This is a genomic window from Denitrobacterium detoxificans, assembly GCF_001643775.1.
Taxonomy (GTDB): Bacteria; Actinomycetota; Coriobacteriia; order Coriobacteriales; family Eggerthellaceae; genus Denitrobacterium; species Denitrobacterium detoxificans.
Window position 1 is genome coordinate 379510 of record NZ_CP011402.1, and the last position, 15410, is coordinate 394919.

Sequence of the window (15410 nt, forward strand, 5' to 3'; positions counted from 1 at the left end):
AAGGATGCACCATGAGAGCTGAGCGCAAGAACGGGTTTTCGTATTTTGCCTTGGCTCTTATGGTGCTTGGGTCTAGCTTGGGAGGCATGGCCCAAACGGGCATGAACACCGCGCTTCCCTCCGTGATGACCGACCTGGCCATCACCACCGATGTTGCTCAGTGGCTGGTGACCGTATTCCAGCTCATGCTGGGCATCGTTATGCCACTCGTGGCCTTTCTTTCGCGGCGATTCAGCACCAAGGCGTTGTTCGTTGCCAGCTCGCTGCTCTTTTCGCTTGGCAGCGTGGTAATCGCTCTCGCTACGCTCTTCCCCGTAGTCTTTCTGGGGCGCGTCCTCCAAAGTATTGCCGTGGCCATCATGCTCACCATGGTGCAGGTGGTGGTCTTCAAGAAGTTCCCGCGCGAGCGCTGGGGCACCATCATGGGGTTCGTGGGGCTGGCCATGGGGTTCGCTCCCAACATTGGCCCCACCATCATGGGCGTGCTCATTCAGGCGTGGGATTGGCGCGCAGCCTTCTGGTGCTTCGCTGGCATTTCGGCGCTCATTGCACTCCTATCGTGCTTCGCCATGCATAAGAGCAGCACCCAACATGGCGCGTCGGGCTTGGATGCGCTCTCGCTCATTGCCTCCACGTTGGCATTCGGCGGCCTGCTCATGGGCGTCTCGAACATTTCCTCGTTCGGCATGGGGTGGCAGTGCATCGTTCCCTTGCTGGTAGGCGTCGCGTCGATGGTGTGGTTCGTGCATCGCGAGTCGAGGGTGTCGAATCCGCTGCTTTCTCTCGAGCCGTTCAAGAACCGCGATTTTACGCTGGGCACCATCATGACCTGCCTGCTCTTCAGTGCGTTCATTGGCGTTACGCTCGTGTTGCCCTTGGAGCTGCAGAGCGTGCATGGTCGTTCTGCGCTCGAAGCGGGCATGTCGCTGCTGCCCGGCACGGTTGCCGCGTTCATCATGAACCCGGTGTCGGGTATCCTCTACGACCGCATTGGTGCGCGATGCGTAACGTGCGTGGGCTCTGCCCTGCTCGTGATTGGCACGCTGGGTATGTATGACCTGGGCAACATGGATTCTCTGGCGCTGGTTATGGCGTGGCAGGCAGTTCGGGCCTTTGGCATCAGTTCGCTTATTCAGCCGCTTACCACGTGGAGCGTGCGTAATTTGAGCGAGTCCATCGTCGCCGATGGCACAAGCGTGAGCAATGCTGTGCGCCAGATTGCGGCTGCGTTTGGTACGAGCATCATGGTGCTGCTCATGGCCATTGGTGGCGAGGTGGGTTCCGTTACGGCATTCGGCGTGAATTGCGCTATCTATTTCTCGCTAGCCTGTTCGCTCATTCTGATGGTGATGTCTTTCGCCCTGGTGAGGAAATAGTTTGACGATTGTAAACCTATAACGAAAAACAGGTTTACAATACCGCTTCACTCTACTAAAGTGAACCGCGTTCGCTAATAGAGAGGAAGAAGAGAACATGCAAACTCGTTCATCGGCCGTATCACGTACGCGTTCCATTGCGTTTGTCGGGCTGTCGGTTGCCCTGCTGACGGTATCCGCGTGGATTACCGTTCCGCTCGGCCCCGTACCGTTCACCATGCAGACGTTCGTCATCGTTTTTCTGCTGCTTGCGCTGAAGCCGAGCGAGAGTCTTTCGGCTATTGCCGCATACTTGGTGCTGGGTGGTATCGGCCTGCCCCTGTTTTCGGGGATGAAGGGTGGCATGGCCGCACTGCTTGGCCCTACGGGCGGCTTTCTTTGGAGCTTCTTCGTTGCTGCCGCTGTGGCTATCGTGTTTTTGCGCGTGACGGGCAAGCGCTCCATCGTGTTCGAATACGTTGCCGCGGCAATTTACCTGGTAATTAGCTACGCGATGGGCTGGTTCTGGCTCATGACGTCTACGGGCATGACGCCCGAGGCTGCGTTCGTAGGCGCCGTCGCACCGTTCATCGTTATCGACATCATCAAGATCGTGCTTGCCGTTCCCGCTGCGCATGCCGTGCGCAAGGCTGTTACCGACAAGGTGAAGCCCCAGGTTCAGGCTGCATAGTTTTCGATTGATGCTCAACAGTGCCAGGTGGCAGGGGTGTCGCCGGTGCTGAGCGGATGGAATGCCCCGGGCATTGCCGAGTGGAATAGCTCGGGCCCCGCGCGTTCGCTTCGATTGCTTTTACACAACCTCCCCTCTCTTTTATGCGGAAAGGGGAGGTTGTCGTATGTCTGGGGTGCCTTAGGCGATGCCGAGTTAAGGCTTCGATGCGGGTGAGGATGGGTGTTCGATGCGAGCGAAGGGCGAGTTGGGCAAAAACGACGACTGAAAGTGAAAAAATTCGTCGTCGTACAGGTTCCTTGGGGCCGGGCGGTTTCATCTCAAAGATGCAACCTGGGGAAATGGATTGGGAGGGGGTCGGCAAGCCCGAATTTTGCCGCTCAAATCGCAGACTTCGCCCCGATATTCCTCGTCAAGCCTGTACGACGACGAATATTTGCAATATTTTCCGTTGATTTTGCCAAAGAAGCTCCCGGAGCGTCTTTGGCGCGCATCCGTTCAATCGTTCCATCAGCGCAGGGGAGGTTGCTTACAGCTCTGCCTTTGCCTGGTAGATGAGGCGGAGGCCCTGGAGCGTGAGCTCGGGATTCACGTCGGTTACGGTTTGCGACAGGCTCGACATGAGATAGCCGAAGCCGCCGGTAGCGATGACGGGCGTTTCGGTGCCGAGTTGCTTCCAGATACGGCGCACCATGCCGTCGATAGCATCTACCTGGCCGTATACGACGCCAATCTGGATGGCCTTCACCGTGGAATTGCCAATGGCGCATCCCGGGTCGGCGAGCTCGACGTCGGGGAGCAGGGCCGTGCGGTTCACCAGCCCCTCGATGGACGTTTGGATGCCCGGGGCTATGGCGCCACCTAGGAAATGTCCGTTTTCGTCGATGACTTCGATGTTCGTTGCAGTGCCCAGGTCGAGCACGATGGCGGGGCTGCCATAGAGCGCGCGTGCGGCTACGGCGTCGGCCAGACGGTCGGCACCAGGCGTGCCGCCGTATCCCGAAGTGTCAATCATGTCGGCTACCACGTTTGCGTCAACCGACACGACAGGGCAGTGGCACAGCGTTTTTCCAACGGTGTGCCACAGGCGGTTCAGGCTGGGAACCACTGTGGCAAGGGCAATGCCAGAAATCTGGCGCGCTTCGATGTCCGCCATTTGGAACAGGCCGTTCAGCGCCACACGCGCCTCGTCGGAGGTCTGTTGGGCATCGGTCTGCACGCGCCACATATGCAGCAACTCTTCACCCTCGTATACACCGAGAACGGTATGCGTGTTGCCTACGTCGATGGTAAGTAACATGTACGTGTCAGCCCCTTAGCGGTTCGAAATTGTATTTTGGGTGATATGATAATACGAGCTCAAGAAAAACTTCTGTTCACCTTCCGATTCGGCACGTGTCCTATCGGCGAACATAGTCAAGGAGCAGCCCATGAACGATAACGCAGCGCGCATCCTCGTAGTAGACGACGAGCAGACCATCACCGATTTCGTCGGATACGCACTGAAGAAGGAAGGGTTCGAGCCTGACGTGGCAAGCAATGGCGAAGACGCCTTGGCCATGGCGGGGAAGAACGACTACGACCTGTTCATTCTCGACATTATGCTTCCCGGCATGGACGGCTACGAACTATGCCGCCGCCTGCGCAGCAAGACGAGCGCCCCGGTGCTGTTCCTCTCTGCGCGAGACACGGAACTCGACAAGGTCGTCGGCCTGGAAATTGGAGGCGACGACTACCTGAGCAAGCCGTTTGGCCTGCGCGAGCTCGTGGCGCGCGTGCGCGCCCTGCTTCGCCGCGGCACTGGCCAGATGGAACAGAGCCATGCCATTACGGCAAGCGGTATCACGCTCGACGAAGATGCTCACACCGCTGTGGGCGAATCGGGCCCCATTGATCTCACGCCGCGAGAGTTCGAATTGCTGGCCGCGCTCATGAAGCACGCGGGTAATGTGGTCTCCCGCGAAGACCTGCTGCGTGATGCGTGGGGCTGGGAATACCTCACCGAAACGAAGACGGTCGACACGCACATCAAGCGCCTGCGCGATAAGATCTCCCAGGCGGGCTACGACGCCGCCATCGTGGAAACGGTGCGCGGTTACGGGTATCGCTTCCGTGCATAGGGGCGCCTCACGAATAAACTCTCAACATATTTCGCGTGCTTCGTCACGCTGATCTGCATATTCGCTTGCGCGGCCATTCTTGTCATCGCGAGCGTGTACGGCGCCATCGATGCGTTTACGTTCAGCCTTATCGTGCCGCTGGCGCTGGCGATCTTCATGTTCTCGCTTGTGGTGGGTCACTTCATGGGACAGCCGCTATCCGATTTGCGTGACGCCATCAAGGCGTACCGCGCGGGAGATGCGAACGTGAATTTCCGCAGGCGCGGGGCGCTGCGCGAAGCCGATGACTTGGCCGTCGACTTCAAGGACCTACTCGATTCCTCGTATGCCCAATGCGCCGACTTGTCTCGCAGGGAAAAGCAACAGGTTCAGTTCGTGGGCGACGTCGCTCACGAACTGCGCACGCCGCTTACGGCCATCCATGGCAATGCCGAGCTCCTATCCGATCCCGACCTGCCTCCCGAGTTGCACGATAAGTTCTGCAACACCATCATTCGGGAAACGGAACGCCTTACGCGCCTTACGAACGACTTGCTCTCGTTGCAGCACATCGAAGGCGACAGCCATGTGCTTAACTTCAAGCGCATCAACTTGAAGCCGCTTGCCCAGGAAGCGGTGGATGCCCTGGCTCCGGTGCTGGCCGACCGACAGGCGAACGTCGAGATCACGGGCGAAGCGCCCGATGTGCTGGGCAATTGGGATCGCCTGAAGCAGGTCGTCTCGAACCTGGTGGACAATGCGAGTCGCTTCGTGGAGCCAGGTGGCCACATCCGCGTGGAACTGTATGGCGTGAAGGGAAATTCCGTCATCGCCGTGAAAGACGACGGTACGGGCTTCGGCGACGTGGATCCGAAGATGCTATTTGAGCGCTTCTATCGCACCGACTTCAGTCGCGCCCGCAACACGGGTGGCAGTGGCTTGGGCTTGGCCATTGTGAAGAGCGTTGTGGAGTCTCACGACGGCACGGTCGAGGCATACAATCTGCCCGAGGGCGGTGCGTGCTTCATCGTGGCCATCCCCAGCGTGGGCAGCGCCTCCTAACCGCTCACCGTTGAAACGTTCCGCGCGTCTCGCGTGCCGGCGTACAGGGCATCACCCCTATCGTGCCATTTTTGGAGGCTTCGGTAGTTTGTGTGACAAGGGGCTAGCCTAGGCAGCAACGCTCTTCGCTCCCTTCACGCCCTTCTTCCTCGCCTTCACCGGGCGACCCGGGAGCTGGGGCTGGCAGTCGCCGCACCTGAGCATGAGCAGGGCCACGAGGTTGTCGGTGTTGCGGAAGCCGTAGCCCATCCTCACCGTCACCTTGATCTTGTTGTTGATGGCCTCTACGCGCCCGTTGCTGATGCCGAGCTCGACTGCGGCGATGATGTCGTCGCGCCGGCGGCGCACCTTCTTCTCCACGGCGACGACCTTGGCGATCTTGCAGTAGGCGGCCCTGTGCATCCAGTCGTCGAGCAGCTCGGCGGCCTCGGAGCCGTCGGCTGCCCGGAAGACGGCCCGCAGGTCCTCCTTGAGCTCCCAGGCCCTGACCAGCCGCGAGCCGGCCCTCTTCTTGAGCGCCTCGAGCCTCGCCCTCTGGCCGTCGGTGAGGTCCTCGGGGTTCTTCACGAGCGCGTAGCGGCTGCCCTTGATGGAGGCCGCCTCCTCCTCGAGCGCCCTGACCTCCTCGGGCGGCAGCTCGCCTTTGGCAGGCCTGCCGCGCTTGCCCTCGGGCCTGGGCCTGGCGGCCCTGGCGGCGGCCCTGGCGGCGTTCCACTCCTCGCAGCGCACGGCGTCGAGCGCGTCGTTCATCCACTGGACCACGTGGAAGGGGTCCATGACCCACCTCGCGTTGGGGCAGCGGCGCTTGACCAGCTGCCTTATCCACCTCGCGCCGTCGGCGGTCACCACCTCTATGGCGCGCCTCTGCTCGCGCGTGAGCTCGTCGAGGAACAGGTTGAGCACGTCCTTGCCGGTGCCCTCGTGCGCCCAGATGAGGCAGCCGCGGTCGTGGTCGACGACCACCGTGACGTACTTGTGGCCCTTCTTGTACGACGTCTCGTCGATGCCGATGCGGCGCACGCCGTCGAACCTCGAGGCGCCGCGCGCGGCCTCCAGCTCGGCGTAGACGCGCCTGCACACGCCGCCCACGCTGTGCCACTCGACGCGGGCGAGCTCGGAGACCGCCGAGGCGGTGCAGCGGACCGCCAGCCACGCCACCCAGTCCTCGAAGTCACGCGTGAAGCGCGCCCCGTGCCGCGCCCAGGGGACGGCCTCGGTGCGCACGCCGTGCTCCGGGCAGCGCACCCTGCAGGGCGCGTACTCCAGGTAGCAGGCCGAGCGCGCCAGGTCCATCGCCCTCCACAGCCTGGGGGCCCCGCGGTTCGCCATGTCGTAGAAGTCGCAGGCCCTGCCGCATACGGGGCAGCGGCGCTGCTCGCGCTTGTAGGGCCGGACGCTCACGACGATGCGCTCGGCCTCGATGCGCGCGCCCAGGACGACCGTGCGGGCCAGACCGAGGGCGAGAAGTAGTAGACTCTTCATGCGTCACACCTCTTCGGTTGTCTGAATTTGGCTTAGCAATCATAGGCGGATGACGCGGAAACGGCCCCTCCCGGGGCCGTTTCAGTTCCAGATCGTTGTTTTCGCCCGCTGAGCTGGGCCTATGCCGGAATCTCTCCCACAGAAACCACCGAAGAGCCCATTTTTGCCATATCCGTTCTGCTTTTGCGTCGTTCGCGGCAACCACGTCAGCGCCGTCGCGCCCCTGAGATACAATGCGCCTAGGTGAAGTCCGCGAGAGAAAGGCGCTGCATGCTGACCGATATCGAAATCGCCCAGGCGACCAAGGCTCGTCCCATTACCGAGATTGCCGATGTGGCCGGTGTTCCCCGCGAATACCTGGAGCTTTACGGCAATACGAAGGCTAAAGTCGATTACAACCTGCTGCGCGATTCACAGCATGAAGATGGCAAGCTCGTACTCGTTACCGCCATCAACCCCACTCCTGCGGGCGAAGGCAAGACCACCACGACGGTGGGCCTGGCCGATGCCATGAACCTTATTGGCAAGAAGACGGTCGTTGCTCTGCGCGAGCCGTCGCTTGGCCCGGTGTTCGGCATCAAGGGCGGCGCTGCCGGCGGTGGCTATGCCCAGGTTATTCCCATGGAGGACATTAACCTGCATTTCACGGGCGACTTCCATGCCATCGGCGCTGCGAACAACCTGCTTGCCGCACTGCTCGACGCGCACATCCACAATGGCAACGAGCTCGACATCGACACGCGCCGCATCACGTGGAAGCGCGTCGTCGACATGAACGATCGTCAGCTGCGTCACGTGGTCGACGGCTTGGGCGGCAAGGCGAATGGCGTGCCGCGCGAAGACGGCTTCGACATCACGGTGGCCAGCGAGGTCATGGCCATCTTCTGCCTGGCTACCTCCATCACTGACCTGAAGGAGCGCCTGGGTCGCATCGTGGTTGGCTACAGCCATGCTGGCGAGCCCGTTACCGCGCATCAGCTGCATGCCGAAGGTGCTATGGCGGCGCTTCTGAAGGATGCGCTCAAGCCCAACCTGGTCCAGACGCTGGAAGGCACGCCTGCATTCATCCATGGCGGCCCGTTCGCAAACATCGCGCATGGCTGCAATTCCATCATGGCCACTCGCATGGCCATGGCCCTGGGCGATTACTGCATCACCGAGGCCGGCTTCGGTGCCGACCTGGGTGCCGAGAAGTTCCTGGACATCAAGTGCCGCCTTACGGGCCTGAAGCCCGACGCGGTGGTCGTCGTTGCTACGGTGCGCGCGCTGAAGAATCATGGCGGCGTTCCGAAAGACCAGCTCAACGATGAGAATCTCGAGGCGCTCGAGGCTGGCCTGCCCAACCTCCTGCAGCACGTGGAAAACATTACGAAGGTCTACAAGCTTCCCTGTGTGGTTGCCATCAACGCATTCCCGACCGACACGAAGGCCGAGCTCGATCTGGTCGAAGCCAAGTGCAAGGAACTGGGCGTGAACGTGGCGCTTTCCGAGGTGTGGGCTCAGGGCGGCAAGGGCGGCACGGCGCTGGCCGAAGAGGTCGTGCGCCTGTGCGAGCAGCCCAACGACTTCTCGTTCAGCTACGAGCTGGAAGGTGGCATCGCCGACAAGATCCGCACGCTGGCCAAGCGCATCTACCGCGCCGACGACGTGGATTTCACGGCCGCTGCGAAGAAGGAAATCGCCGAGCTCGAGCGCCTTGGTTTCGCCGACATGCCCGTATGCATGGCGAAGACCCAGTACAGCTTTAGCGACGACGCCTCGCTGCTGGGCGCGCCCCGCGGCTTCCGCATGACAGTGCGCAACGTGAAGGTCAGTGCAGGTGCGGGCTTTATCGTCGCGCTCACGGGTAGTATCATGACGATGCCCGGCTTGGGCAAGCGTCCCGCGGCGTTCAATATCGACGTCGACGAGACGGGCAAGATTACCGGTCTGTTCTAAATGCATCCGCGTAGCTACGTGGTCATATGAGGTATGGGAAGCGGGAAGGTTCTGCCTTCCCGCTTCTGTAAGGTGGGGAAATGGTCGACACTACGTTTATCGACAAGTTGGCGAGCGCCGATCCTACGCCCGGCGGTGGTGGGGCCTGCGCATATTGCGGCGCCCTGGCTGCGGCCCTGGGCTCCATGGTGGGAAACCTTACGGTTGGCAAGCCGAAGTACGCGCAGGTGGAAGAGCGCGTGAAGGAAACCCTTGGCGAGCTCGAAGCGCTGCGCGTTCGCTTGCTGGAGCTCATCGACGAAGACGCCCGCGCGTTTGCGCCTCTGGCTGCGGCGTATGGCATGCCGCGCAGCACGCCCGAAGAGCTTGCCGAGCGCGACGCTGCGTTGCAGTCGGCACTCGTGGGCGCAACGGAAGCGCCGCTTGCTATCATGAACGCGTGCGTGCGTGTCATCGAGCTGTGTGACGTCATGGCGCATGATGGCAGCCGCCTGGCGGTCAGCGATGCTGGCGTCGCGGCGGCGTTTGCCCGCGCGGCGCTTATGGGGGCATCGCTCAACGTGTATATCAACGCGAAGTCTCTCGCGGATGCTTCCGCGGCGGACGCCTATCGCGCTCAGGCCGACGCGCTCATCGCGGAATACGCCGCAAAAGCCCAGGCAACATTCGATTACGTTGCGCAGGAGGTGCGCTAGCATGGCTCGTATTCTTTCCGGTAAGGAAGTCGTCCAGGCAATGGCCCCTGGCTTGAAGGAACGCGTACAGGGGTGCGTCGAAGCTGGTGCGCAGCCTACGCTCGCCATCTTGCGCGTGGGCGAAAACCCCAGCGACCTTAGCTACGAGCGCACGGCATGCAAGCGTGCCGAGGCGCTTGGGGTGGGCATTCGCTCCATCGTGCTTCCCGCCAACGTAACGAACGACCAGCTTCTTGATGCGATTGCACAGGTAAACGCCGATGAATCCATTCATGGCTGTCTTATGTTCCGTCCGCTGCCTGCCGGGCTCGATGAGGCGGCAGCGTGCGCGGCACTCGATGCGCGCAAGGATATCGATGGCATCTCTCCCGCATCGCTCGCGCGCGTGTTCACGGGTGCGGGGTATGGCTTCCCGCCGGCAACGGCCCAGGCCTGCATGCACGTGCTCGACCATTATGGCGTGCAGCTGCATGGCGCCCGCGTCGTGGTGGTGGGGCGCAGCCTGGTCATTGGCAAGCCCGTGGCCATGATGCTGCTCGCGCGCAACGCCACCGTCACCATGTGTCATTCGCGTACCGAGGACCTTGCGGCTCGTTGCCGCGAGGCCGATGTCGTCATTTGCGCGACGGGGCGTGCGAAGGCGTTCGGAGCGGAATGCTTCGCGCCTGGTCAGACTATCATCGACGTGGGCATCAACTTCGACGAGGCGAGGAATCTATGTGGCGACGTCGACTTCGACGCGGCCGAGCCCATCGTTGGAGCCATCACGCCCGTACCCGGCGGCATTGGCACGGTTACCACGTCTACCACCATGGAGCACGTCATCCATTCGTGCGAAAGCGCGCTCGGAATCGCGTAATCCTGCGGCTTGCGCGCGTGGCGGTACCTTGCGCGCAAGCTGTTATTCGTTTGAAGACGGGTCGGGGGCGCTACAATAGCGGCATGAACGATGAACTCGCATATACGTGCACGTGCGCCGATCTGGAACAGACGGGCGCCCTGGCTTCCCAGCTCGCCCCGCTTCTGCGCGCGGGCGACGTCGTCATGCTCAATGGCGATCTGGGTGCTGGCAAGACCAGTTTCGTCCAGGCCGTTGCGCGTGCCCTTGGCGTCACCGATGACGTCACGAGTCCCACGTTTACCATTCAGCTTACTTACGAAAGCGGTTCGCTCGTGCTAAATCATTTCGACCTGTATCGTCTCGACGATGCCGATCAACTCTACGACCTTGGCTATTGGGAAACGCTCGAGGGATGTGGCGTCTCCTTCGTGGAATGGGGCGAAAAGTTCCCCGACGAGGCGCCGGAAGACTACCTGGAGCTGCTGCTTTCCGCAAATGGCAAGGGCGGCCGCGATTATCGCGCCATCGCCCGCGGCAAGCGCGCGAACCAGCTGCTGTTCAACTGGGTGCAGGCTGCCCCGGATGCCTGGCATCGCCTGGGCGAATAGCGTTTCGCTGGGCTAGCGTGCTTTTGGGAAAGATACCGATGAAACCTACGTACATCCTCGCATTCGATACGGCAAACGAAGTCATCGCCCTGGGCTTGGGCGTTCTGCATTCCGAAACCCGTTCGGTGGAGTGCGTCGCCTCACGTCGCATTCCCGCGCATCGCGCTTCGAACACGCAGTTGCTGCCCGCCATCCAGGAGCTTCTGAACGAAGCGGGCGTTTCGCGCGATGGCATTGCATGCGTTGCCTGCGGCCGTGGGCCGGGAAGCTTCACGGGCGTGCGCATCTGCATTGCCTCCGCGAAGGGCGTGGCTCAGGCTCTGCGCGTGCCGCTCGTGGGCGTATCCACGCTCGATGCCATCGCCTGGCAGCTTCAGGCGGCGGGCCATCGCGGCCGCGCGCTCGTGCTAGCCGATGCCATGCGCAAGGAAGTCTATCCCGTTCGCTATGAGCTTTCTGACCAGGCTGCCGAGCGCCTGGAGCCCGATACCGTCGTGAAGGCGCAGGCATTCGCCGAATCCCTCGCGCACGGTGACGGTGTGCTCATTGCGGGCGACGCGCTCGAAAAGTACGCCGAGCTGTTTCAGGATGCGGGCTCTCTTGCCCCACGCGAGCTTTGGACGCCCGAAGGCGCGGGCCTGCTTGCGGCTGTGCAGGCGGCCTGGCAGGCGGGTACGGTCGATCCGTTCGATGCTGTTCGTCATGACCCGGCGCTGCTTCTGCCGGTGTACACGCGTCTTTCCGATGCGGAAGAGAACGAGCGCGTCCGCCTGTCTTCTTCCGAGCCCAAGAACCTGCGCACGGGCGTGCAGCATGCTGGTGCGCACGATGGGGAAGCGCAGGAGATCGAATACCGCCCCCTCGACGCCGCTCATGCCGCCGACGTTGCCCGGTTGGAAGCTACCGCCATGGGTACCGATGCCTGGAACGAGCATTTGGTCGTCGACGAGCTGCCCCGCAAGGATCGCAGCTGGTGGGCTGCGTACGATACCAGCGGCACGCTGGTAGGGTATGCAGGCGGTTGGATTACCGATGGCCAGTTGCAGATCCTGAAAATTGCGGTGGACCCCGCGTTTCGTCGTCGCGGCATTGCCCGCGTGCTCATCGCTCGCGTGGCCAGCGATGCGCGCGACCTGGGGGCACGTACGTGCTCGTTGGAGGTGCGCGCAAGCAATGCGGGTGCGCAGTCGTTCTACGCCTCGCTCGATTTCGCGCCCATTGGCACACGTCCGCATTACTACAGCGACCGCGAGGATGCGGTCATCATGGAAGGCCCGCTTCCGCTTGAAGAGCGTGACGTAGCGGGCATGACGTTGCGCGTCGACGCTGCCGCCATGCAGGATGCCCCTGCGAATGTGGCGCATCCGCTGATTCTGGCTATTGAGTCGTCGTGCGACGAGACCGCTGCGGCCATCATCGACGGCAAGGGCGAAATCCTGGCCGATACCGTGGCCAGCCAAATTGACTTCCATGCGCGCTTCGGCGGCGTGGTTCCCGAAATCGCAAGCCGCAAGCACGTTGAGGCCATCTGTGGCGTGGTGCAGGTGTGCCTGGAAAGTGCCGCTGCCCGTTTGGGCGTGCCTGCGCTCTCTCTGGCCAACATGGATGCTATTTCCTGCACCTATGCCCCTGGCTTGGTGGGTGCGCTCGTGGTGGGCGTTGCCTACGCCAAGGCTGCCGCGTGGGCTGCAGACGTGCCGTTCGTGCGCGTGAACCATCTGGAGGGGCATCTGTACGCGAACAAGATCGCCACGCCTGACATGACGCCTCCCATGGTGGTTTCGCTCGTCTCGGGCGGGCATACCATGCTCGTGCACGTGCGTGACTGGGGCGATTATCGCATTCTGGGCTCCACGATCGACGACGCCGTGGGCGAAGCGTTCGACAAGGTGGCGAAGGCCCTGGGCCTGGGCTACCCAGGCGGCCCCATCATCTCGAAGCTCGCCGCCCAGGGAAATGCGAAGGCCGTTCGCTTCCCGCGCGCCATGATGCATTCGGGCGACCTGCGCTTCTCGCTTTCGGGCCTGAAGACGGCCGTTATTACGTATATCAACCAGCAGCGTGCCGAAGGCGCCGAGTTGAACCTGCCCGATATTGCCGCAAGCTTCCAGGCTGCGGTTATCGACGTGCAGGTGGCGAAGGCGGAAACTGCCCTGCGCGAAACGGGCGCCAGGGAATTCTGCCTGGGTGGTGGCGTGGCCGCCAACCCGGCCCTGCGTGCTGCCTATGAGCGCATGTGCCGCAAGCGCGGCGTGCGCCTTACCATGCCGCCGCTTTCCGCATGCACCGACAATGCTGCCATGATCGCCCTCGTTGCGCTCGATCGCTTCAACCAGGGCAAGACGAGCGGGCTCGATGCCGACGCCTGCGCCCATACGAACCTGGAAGAGCCTTACTAGGAGCCTACTATGACCGATTCGAAATCGCATACCATCGATACGGCTACGGGGAAGGAAGCTCCCGCGGAAATCTCCGAGGAGCGCGTGCTGAACATCTTCACTGAAATCGCCGAGCAGTACGAGCGCTTCAATCGCTCGTCTAGCTTCCATCAGGACCATAAATGGCTCGATCGCCTGGTGGAGCTTGCGCCTATCACCTCGAGCTCGCGCATACTCGACGTAGCGGGTGGCACCGGCGAGGTCACCTTCGCCATCTGTCGCAAGGCGCACCCTGCGCACATTCTTCTCACCGACTATACGCCCGCCATGCTGGAAGTGGCCAAGCGCCGCATTGCCGCGGGTGACGCACGTAGCGTGAACGTCGACACCCAGGTCGTTGACGCCCAGGTCGTTGACGCCCAGAAGATGCCGTTCGAGGATAATTCCTTCGATGTGGTCACCATGGCCTACGGCATTCGCAACATGCCCGATCGCATGGCTGCCCTGCGCGAGATTCGCCGCGTGCTCGTTCCCGGCGGCACCGCATGCATTCTGGAATTTTCGACGCCGCCGCGTCCTGTTGAACGTGCCTTCTACAACCTATATCTGAAGTGGGGCATTCCCGCTTGGGGGCAGCACTATACGGGCAAGCGCGAGGACTTCGTCTACCTGGCCGATTCTATCAAGGCTTTCCCCGCGCAAGAGGAGTTCTGCGATATGCTGCGCGCGGCTGGATTTGGCCACGTGGCATACGAAAACCTGGCCTTCGGGGCGGTTGCCATCCACACGGCGGTGAAGTAGCCGCCTTTCCTGTGTGCATTCCGCCGTGTCCGCTGGTTCAATGCTAGAATGTGCGCTACGAATTCACCAGGAGGACGCCCATGCTGTTGTGCGCTGAATACGTGTTGCCCATCACGTCCGACCCCATCGAGGCGGGCGCGGTTCTTATTTCCGAAGGCCGTATACGCGATATAGGCCCGGTGGAGCAGCTGCGCGCACGTTATGCGAACGAGGAAATTCGCGATTTCGGCCAGGCGGCCATCCTTCCCGGTTTTGTAAATGCCCATTGCCACATGGAGTACACGGTGCTCCGCGGCATGATGCACGACGAGCCGTATGCTACGTGGATGGGTCGCGTCAGCGCCCTTTCCAGCACGCTCAACGCGGCCGATTTGTACGACTCCACGCTCATTGGCGGTCTTGAGTCCATCGCATCCGGCATTACCTGCGCCGCAAACATCGCTTCCTCCGAACCCGCCGTGCGCGCCATGAACGACCTTGGCATGCGAGGCATAGCCTATCGCGAGGTGGGGGCCATGGACGGCCGTCGCGTGAACTACGCAATGCGCCAGGCCATCGAAGACATCGAGTCGTGGCGCGGCATGGTCGATGGCGATCTGCTGCAGATTGGCATCGCCCCTGCTCCGCTCTACGAATGCCATCCGCGCGTGTTCACGGAAGCTGCCAAGTACGCGGCCGACACCACGCCGCTTGCCATGCACGTTGCCAGCAGCCGCGAGGAATACGCCTTCATCAAGTACGGTCGCACGCCGTTTTCCGTCGACGCCATGAAGCGTCGCGGTTACATGGAGGTTCCGCCCTGGCTGCCCACGGGTGCTACGCCCGTCAACTATGCTCTGAACTGGGGCGCCTTCGAAGCCGAAAACGTTACGGTCGTGCACGGCGTGCACGTTCGCTGGGATGACATCCAGAAGTTGCGCCAGTATGGCGTGGGCGTGGCTCATTGCCCGCGTTGCAATGCGAACCTGGGCATGGGCGTTGCGCCCATCGAGGAGTACATGAAGGCCGGCATGGCCATTGGCCTGGGCACCGACAGCCCCGCTGCCACCGATTCCACCGACATCTTCGCCGAGATGCGCATTGGCATGATGGTCCAGCGTGCGGTCAGCTCGGAAACCAACTGGTTCATCTCTTCGCACGACCTGCTGGAAATGGCCACCATTGGCGGTGCGCGCACCATGCACATCGACGATCAGGTTGGTTCGCTGGAAGTGGGCAAGATGGCCGATATCATTGCCGTCGACCTTTCGGGCTCTCACTCCACGCCCACCAACGACCCGTGCGCGGCAGTGGTGAACACCGCTACCCCGAACGACGTGCTCATGACCATGGTGGGCGGCAAGGCCCTGTACGACCAGGGCAAGTGGAACATTCAAGCGCCGTTCGGCTCGAGCGTCGCCCAGATGATCAAAACGCGTACGCGCCTGCGCAGGCAGTGCGCCGACACTTTGTAAGAAGGA

Annotated in this window: 13 protein-coding genes; 11 read left to right on the forward strand and 2 right to left on the reverse strand. The window is 62.0% G+C overall.

The features are described 5' to 3' along the window. Positions 1–11: 11 nt before the first annotated feature. Positions 12–1376 carry a DHA2 family efflux MFS transporter permease subunit gene (locus AAY81_RS01490; protein WP_066660534.1) on the forward strand — a complete coding sequence of 455 codons (1365 nt, stop codon included), beginning with the start codon at positions 12–14 and terminating at the stop codon, positions 1374–1376. Positions 1377–1473: 97 nt separating this feature from the next. Further along, positions 1474–2046: a biotin transporter BioY gene (locus AAY81_RS01495; RefSeq protein WP_066660536.1), complete on the forward strand. Its 573-nt coding sequence runs from the start codon at positions 1474–1476 to the stop codon at positions 2044–2046. Between the two features lie 529 nt (positions 2047–2575). On the opposite strand, the gene AAY81_RS01500 is transcribed toward AAY81_RS01495, so the two are convergent. Beyond that, positions 2576–3346, reverse strand: coding sequence for a type III pantothenate kinase (locus tag AAY81_RS01500; protein ID WP_066660539.1), 771 nt, complete (start codon positions 3344–3346; stop codon positions 2576–2578). Between the two features lie 130 nt (positions 3347–3476). Between AAY81_RS01500 and AAY81_RS01505 the strand changes: the two genes are divergently transcribed. Both AAY81_RS01505 and AAY81_RS01510 read left to right on the forward strand, forming a co-directional pair. Continuing rightward, complete coding sequence (locus AAY81_RS01505) at positions 3477–4166, forward strand: response regulator transcription factor (RefSeq protein ID WP_066660542.1); 690 nt, start codon at positions 3477–3479, stop codon at positions 4164–4166. A 93-nt stretch (positions 4167–4259) separates the two neighbouring features. Further along, positions 4260–5207 (forward strand): sensor histidine kinase, encoded by a 948-nt coding sequence (locus AAY81_RS01510; RefSeq protein ID WP_240480606.1) that lies wholly within the window; start codon positions 4260–4262, stop codon positions 5205–5207. 108 nt (positions 5208–5315) lie between these two features. On the opposite strand, the gene AAY81_RS01515 is transcribed toward AAY81_RS01510, so the two are convergent. Then, a complete protein-coding gene (locus AAY81_RS01515) occupies positions 5316–6689 on the reverse strand; it encodes an ISL3 family transposase (protein WP_066660379.1) in 1374 nt (457 codons plus the stop codon). A 270-nt stretch (positions 6690–6959) separates the two neighbouring features. Between AAY81_RS01515 and AAY81_RS01520 the strand changes: the two genes are divergently transcribed. The 7 genes from AAY81_RS01520 (at position 6960) to AAY81_RS01550 (ending at position 15404) form a co-directional block, all read left to right on the forward strand. Continuing rightward, complete coding sequence (locus tag AAY81_RS01520) at positions 6960–8627, forward strand: formate--tetrahydrofolate ligase (RefSeq protein ID WP_066660548.1); 1668 nt, start codon at positions 6960–6962, stop codon at positions 8625–8627. Between the two features lie 80 nt (positions 8628–8707). Further along, complete coding sequence (locus AAY81_RS01525) at positions 8708–9322, forward strand: cyclodeaminase/cyclohydrolase family protein (protein WP_066660550.1); 615 nt, start codon at positions 8708–8710, stop codon at positions 9320–9322. Position 9323: 1 nt separating this feature from the next. Continuing rightward, positions 9324–10181: a bifunctional 5,10-methylenetetrahydrofolate dehydrogenase/5,10-methenyltetrahydrofolate cyclohydrolase gene (locus tag AAY81_RS01530; RefSeq protein ID WP_066660552.1), complete on the forward strand. Its 858-nt coding sequence runs from the start codon at positions 9324–9326 to the stop codon at positions 10179–10181. An 83-nt stretch (positions 10182–10264) separates the two neighbouring features. Beyond that, positions 10265–10771 (forward strand): tRNA (adenosine(37)-N6)-threonylcarbamoyltransferase complex ATPase subunit type 1 TsaE, encoded by a 507-nt coding sequence (tsaE, locus tag AAY81_RS01535; RefSeq protein ID WP_066660553.1) that lies wholly within the window; start codon positions 10265–10267, stop codon positions 10769–10771. Between the two features lie 38 nt (positions 10772–10809). Further along, positions 10810–13170 (forward strand): tRNA (adenosine(37)-N6)-threonylcarbamoyltransferase complex transferase subunit TsaD, encoded by a 2361-nt coding sequence (gene tsaD / locus AAY81_RS01540; RefSeq protein WP_066660556.1) that lies wholly within the window; start codon positions 10810–10812, stop codon positions 13168–13170. A 9-nt stretch (positions 13171–13179) separates the two neighbouring features. Next, entirely contained in the window at positions 13180–13950 is a 771-nt protein-coding gene (locus AAY81_RS01545; protein ID WP_066660559.1) for a ubiquinone/menaquinone biosynthesis methyltransferase, read from the forward strand. 80 nt (positions 13951–14030) lie between these two features. Continuing rightward, positions 14031–15404, forward strand: a complete 1374-nt coding sequence (locus tag AAY81_RS01550; protein WP_066660562.1) for an amidohydrolase family protein — start codon at positions 14031–14033, stop codon at positions 15402–15404. The last annotated feature ends 6 nt before the right edge of the window (positions 15405–15410 follow it).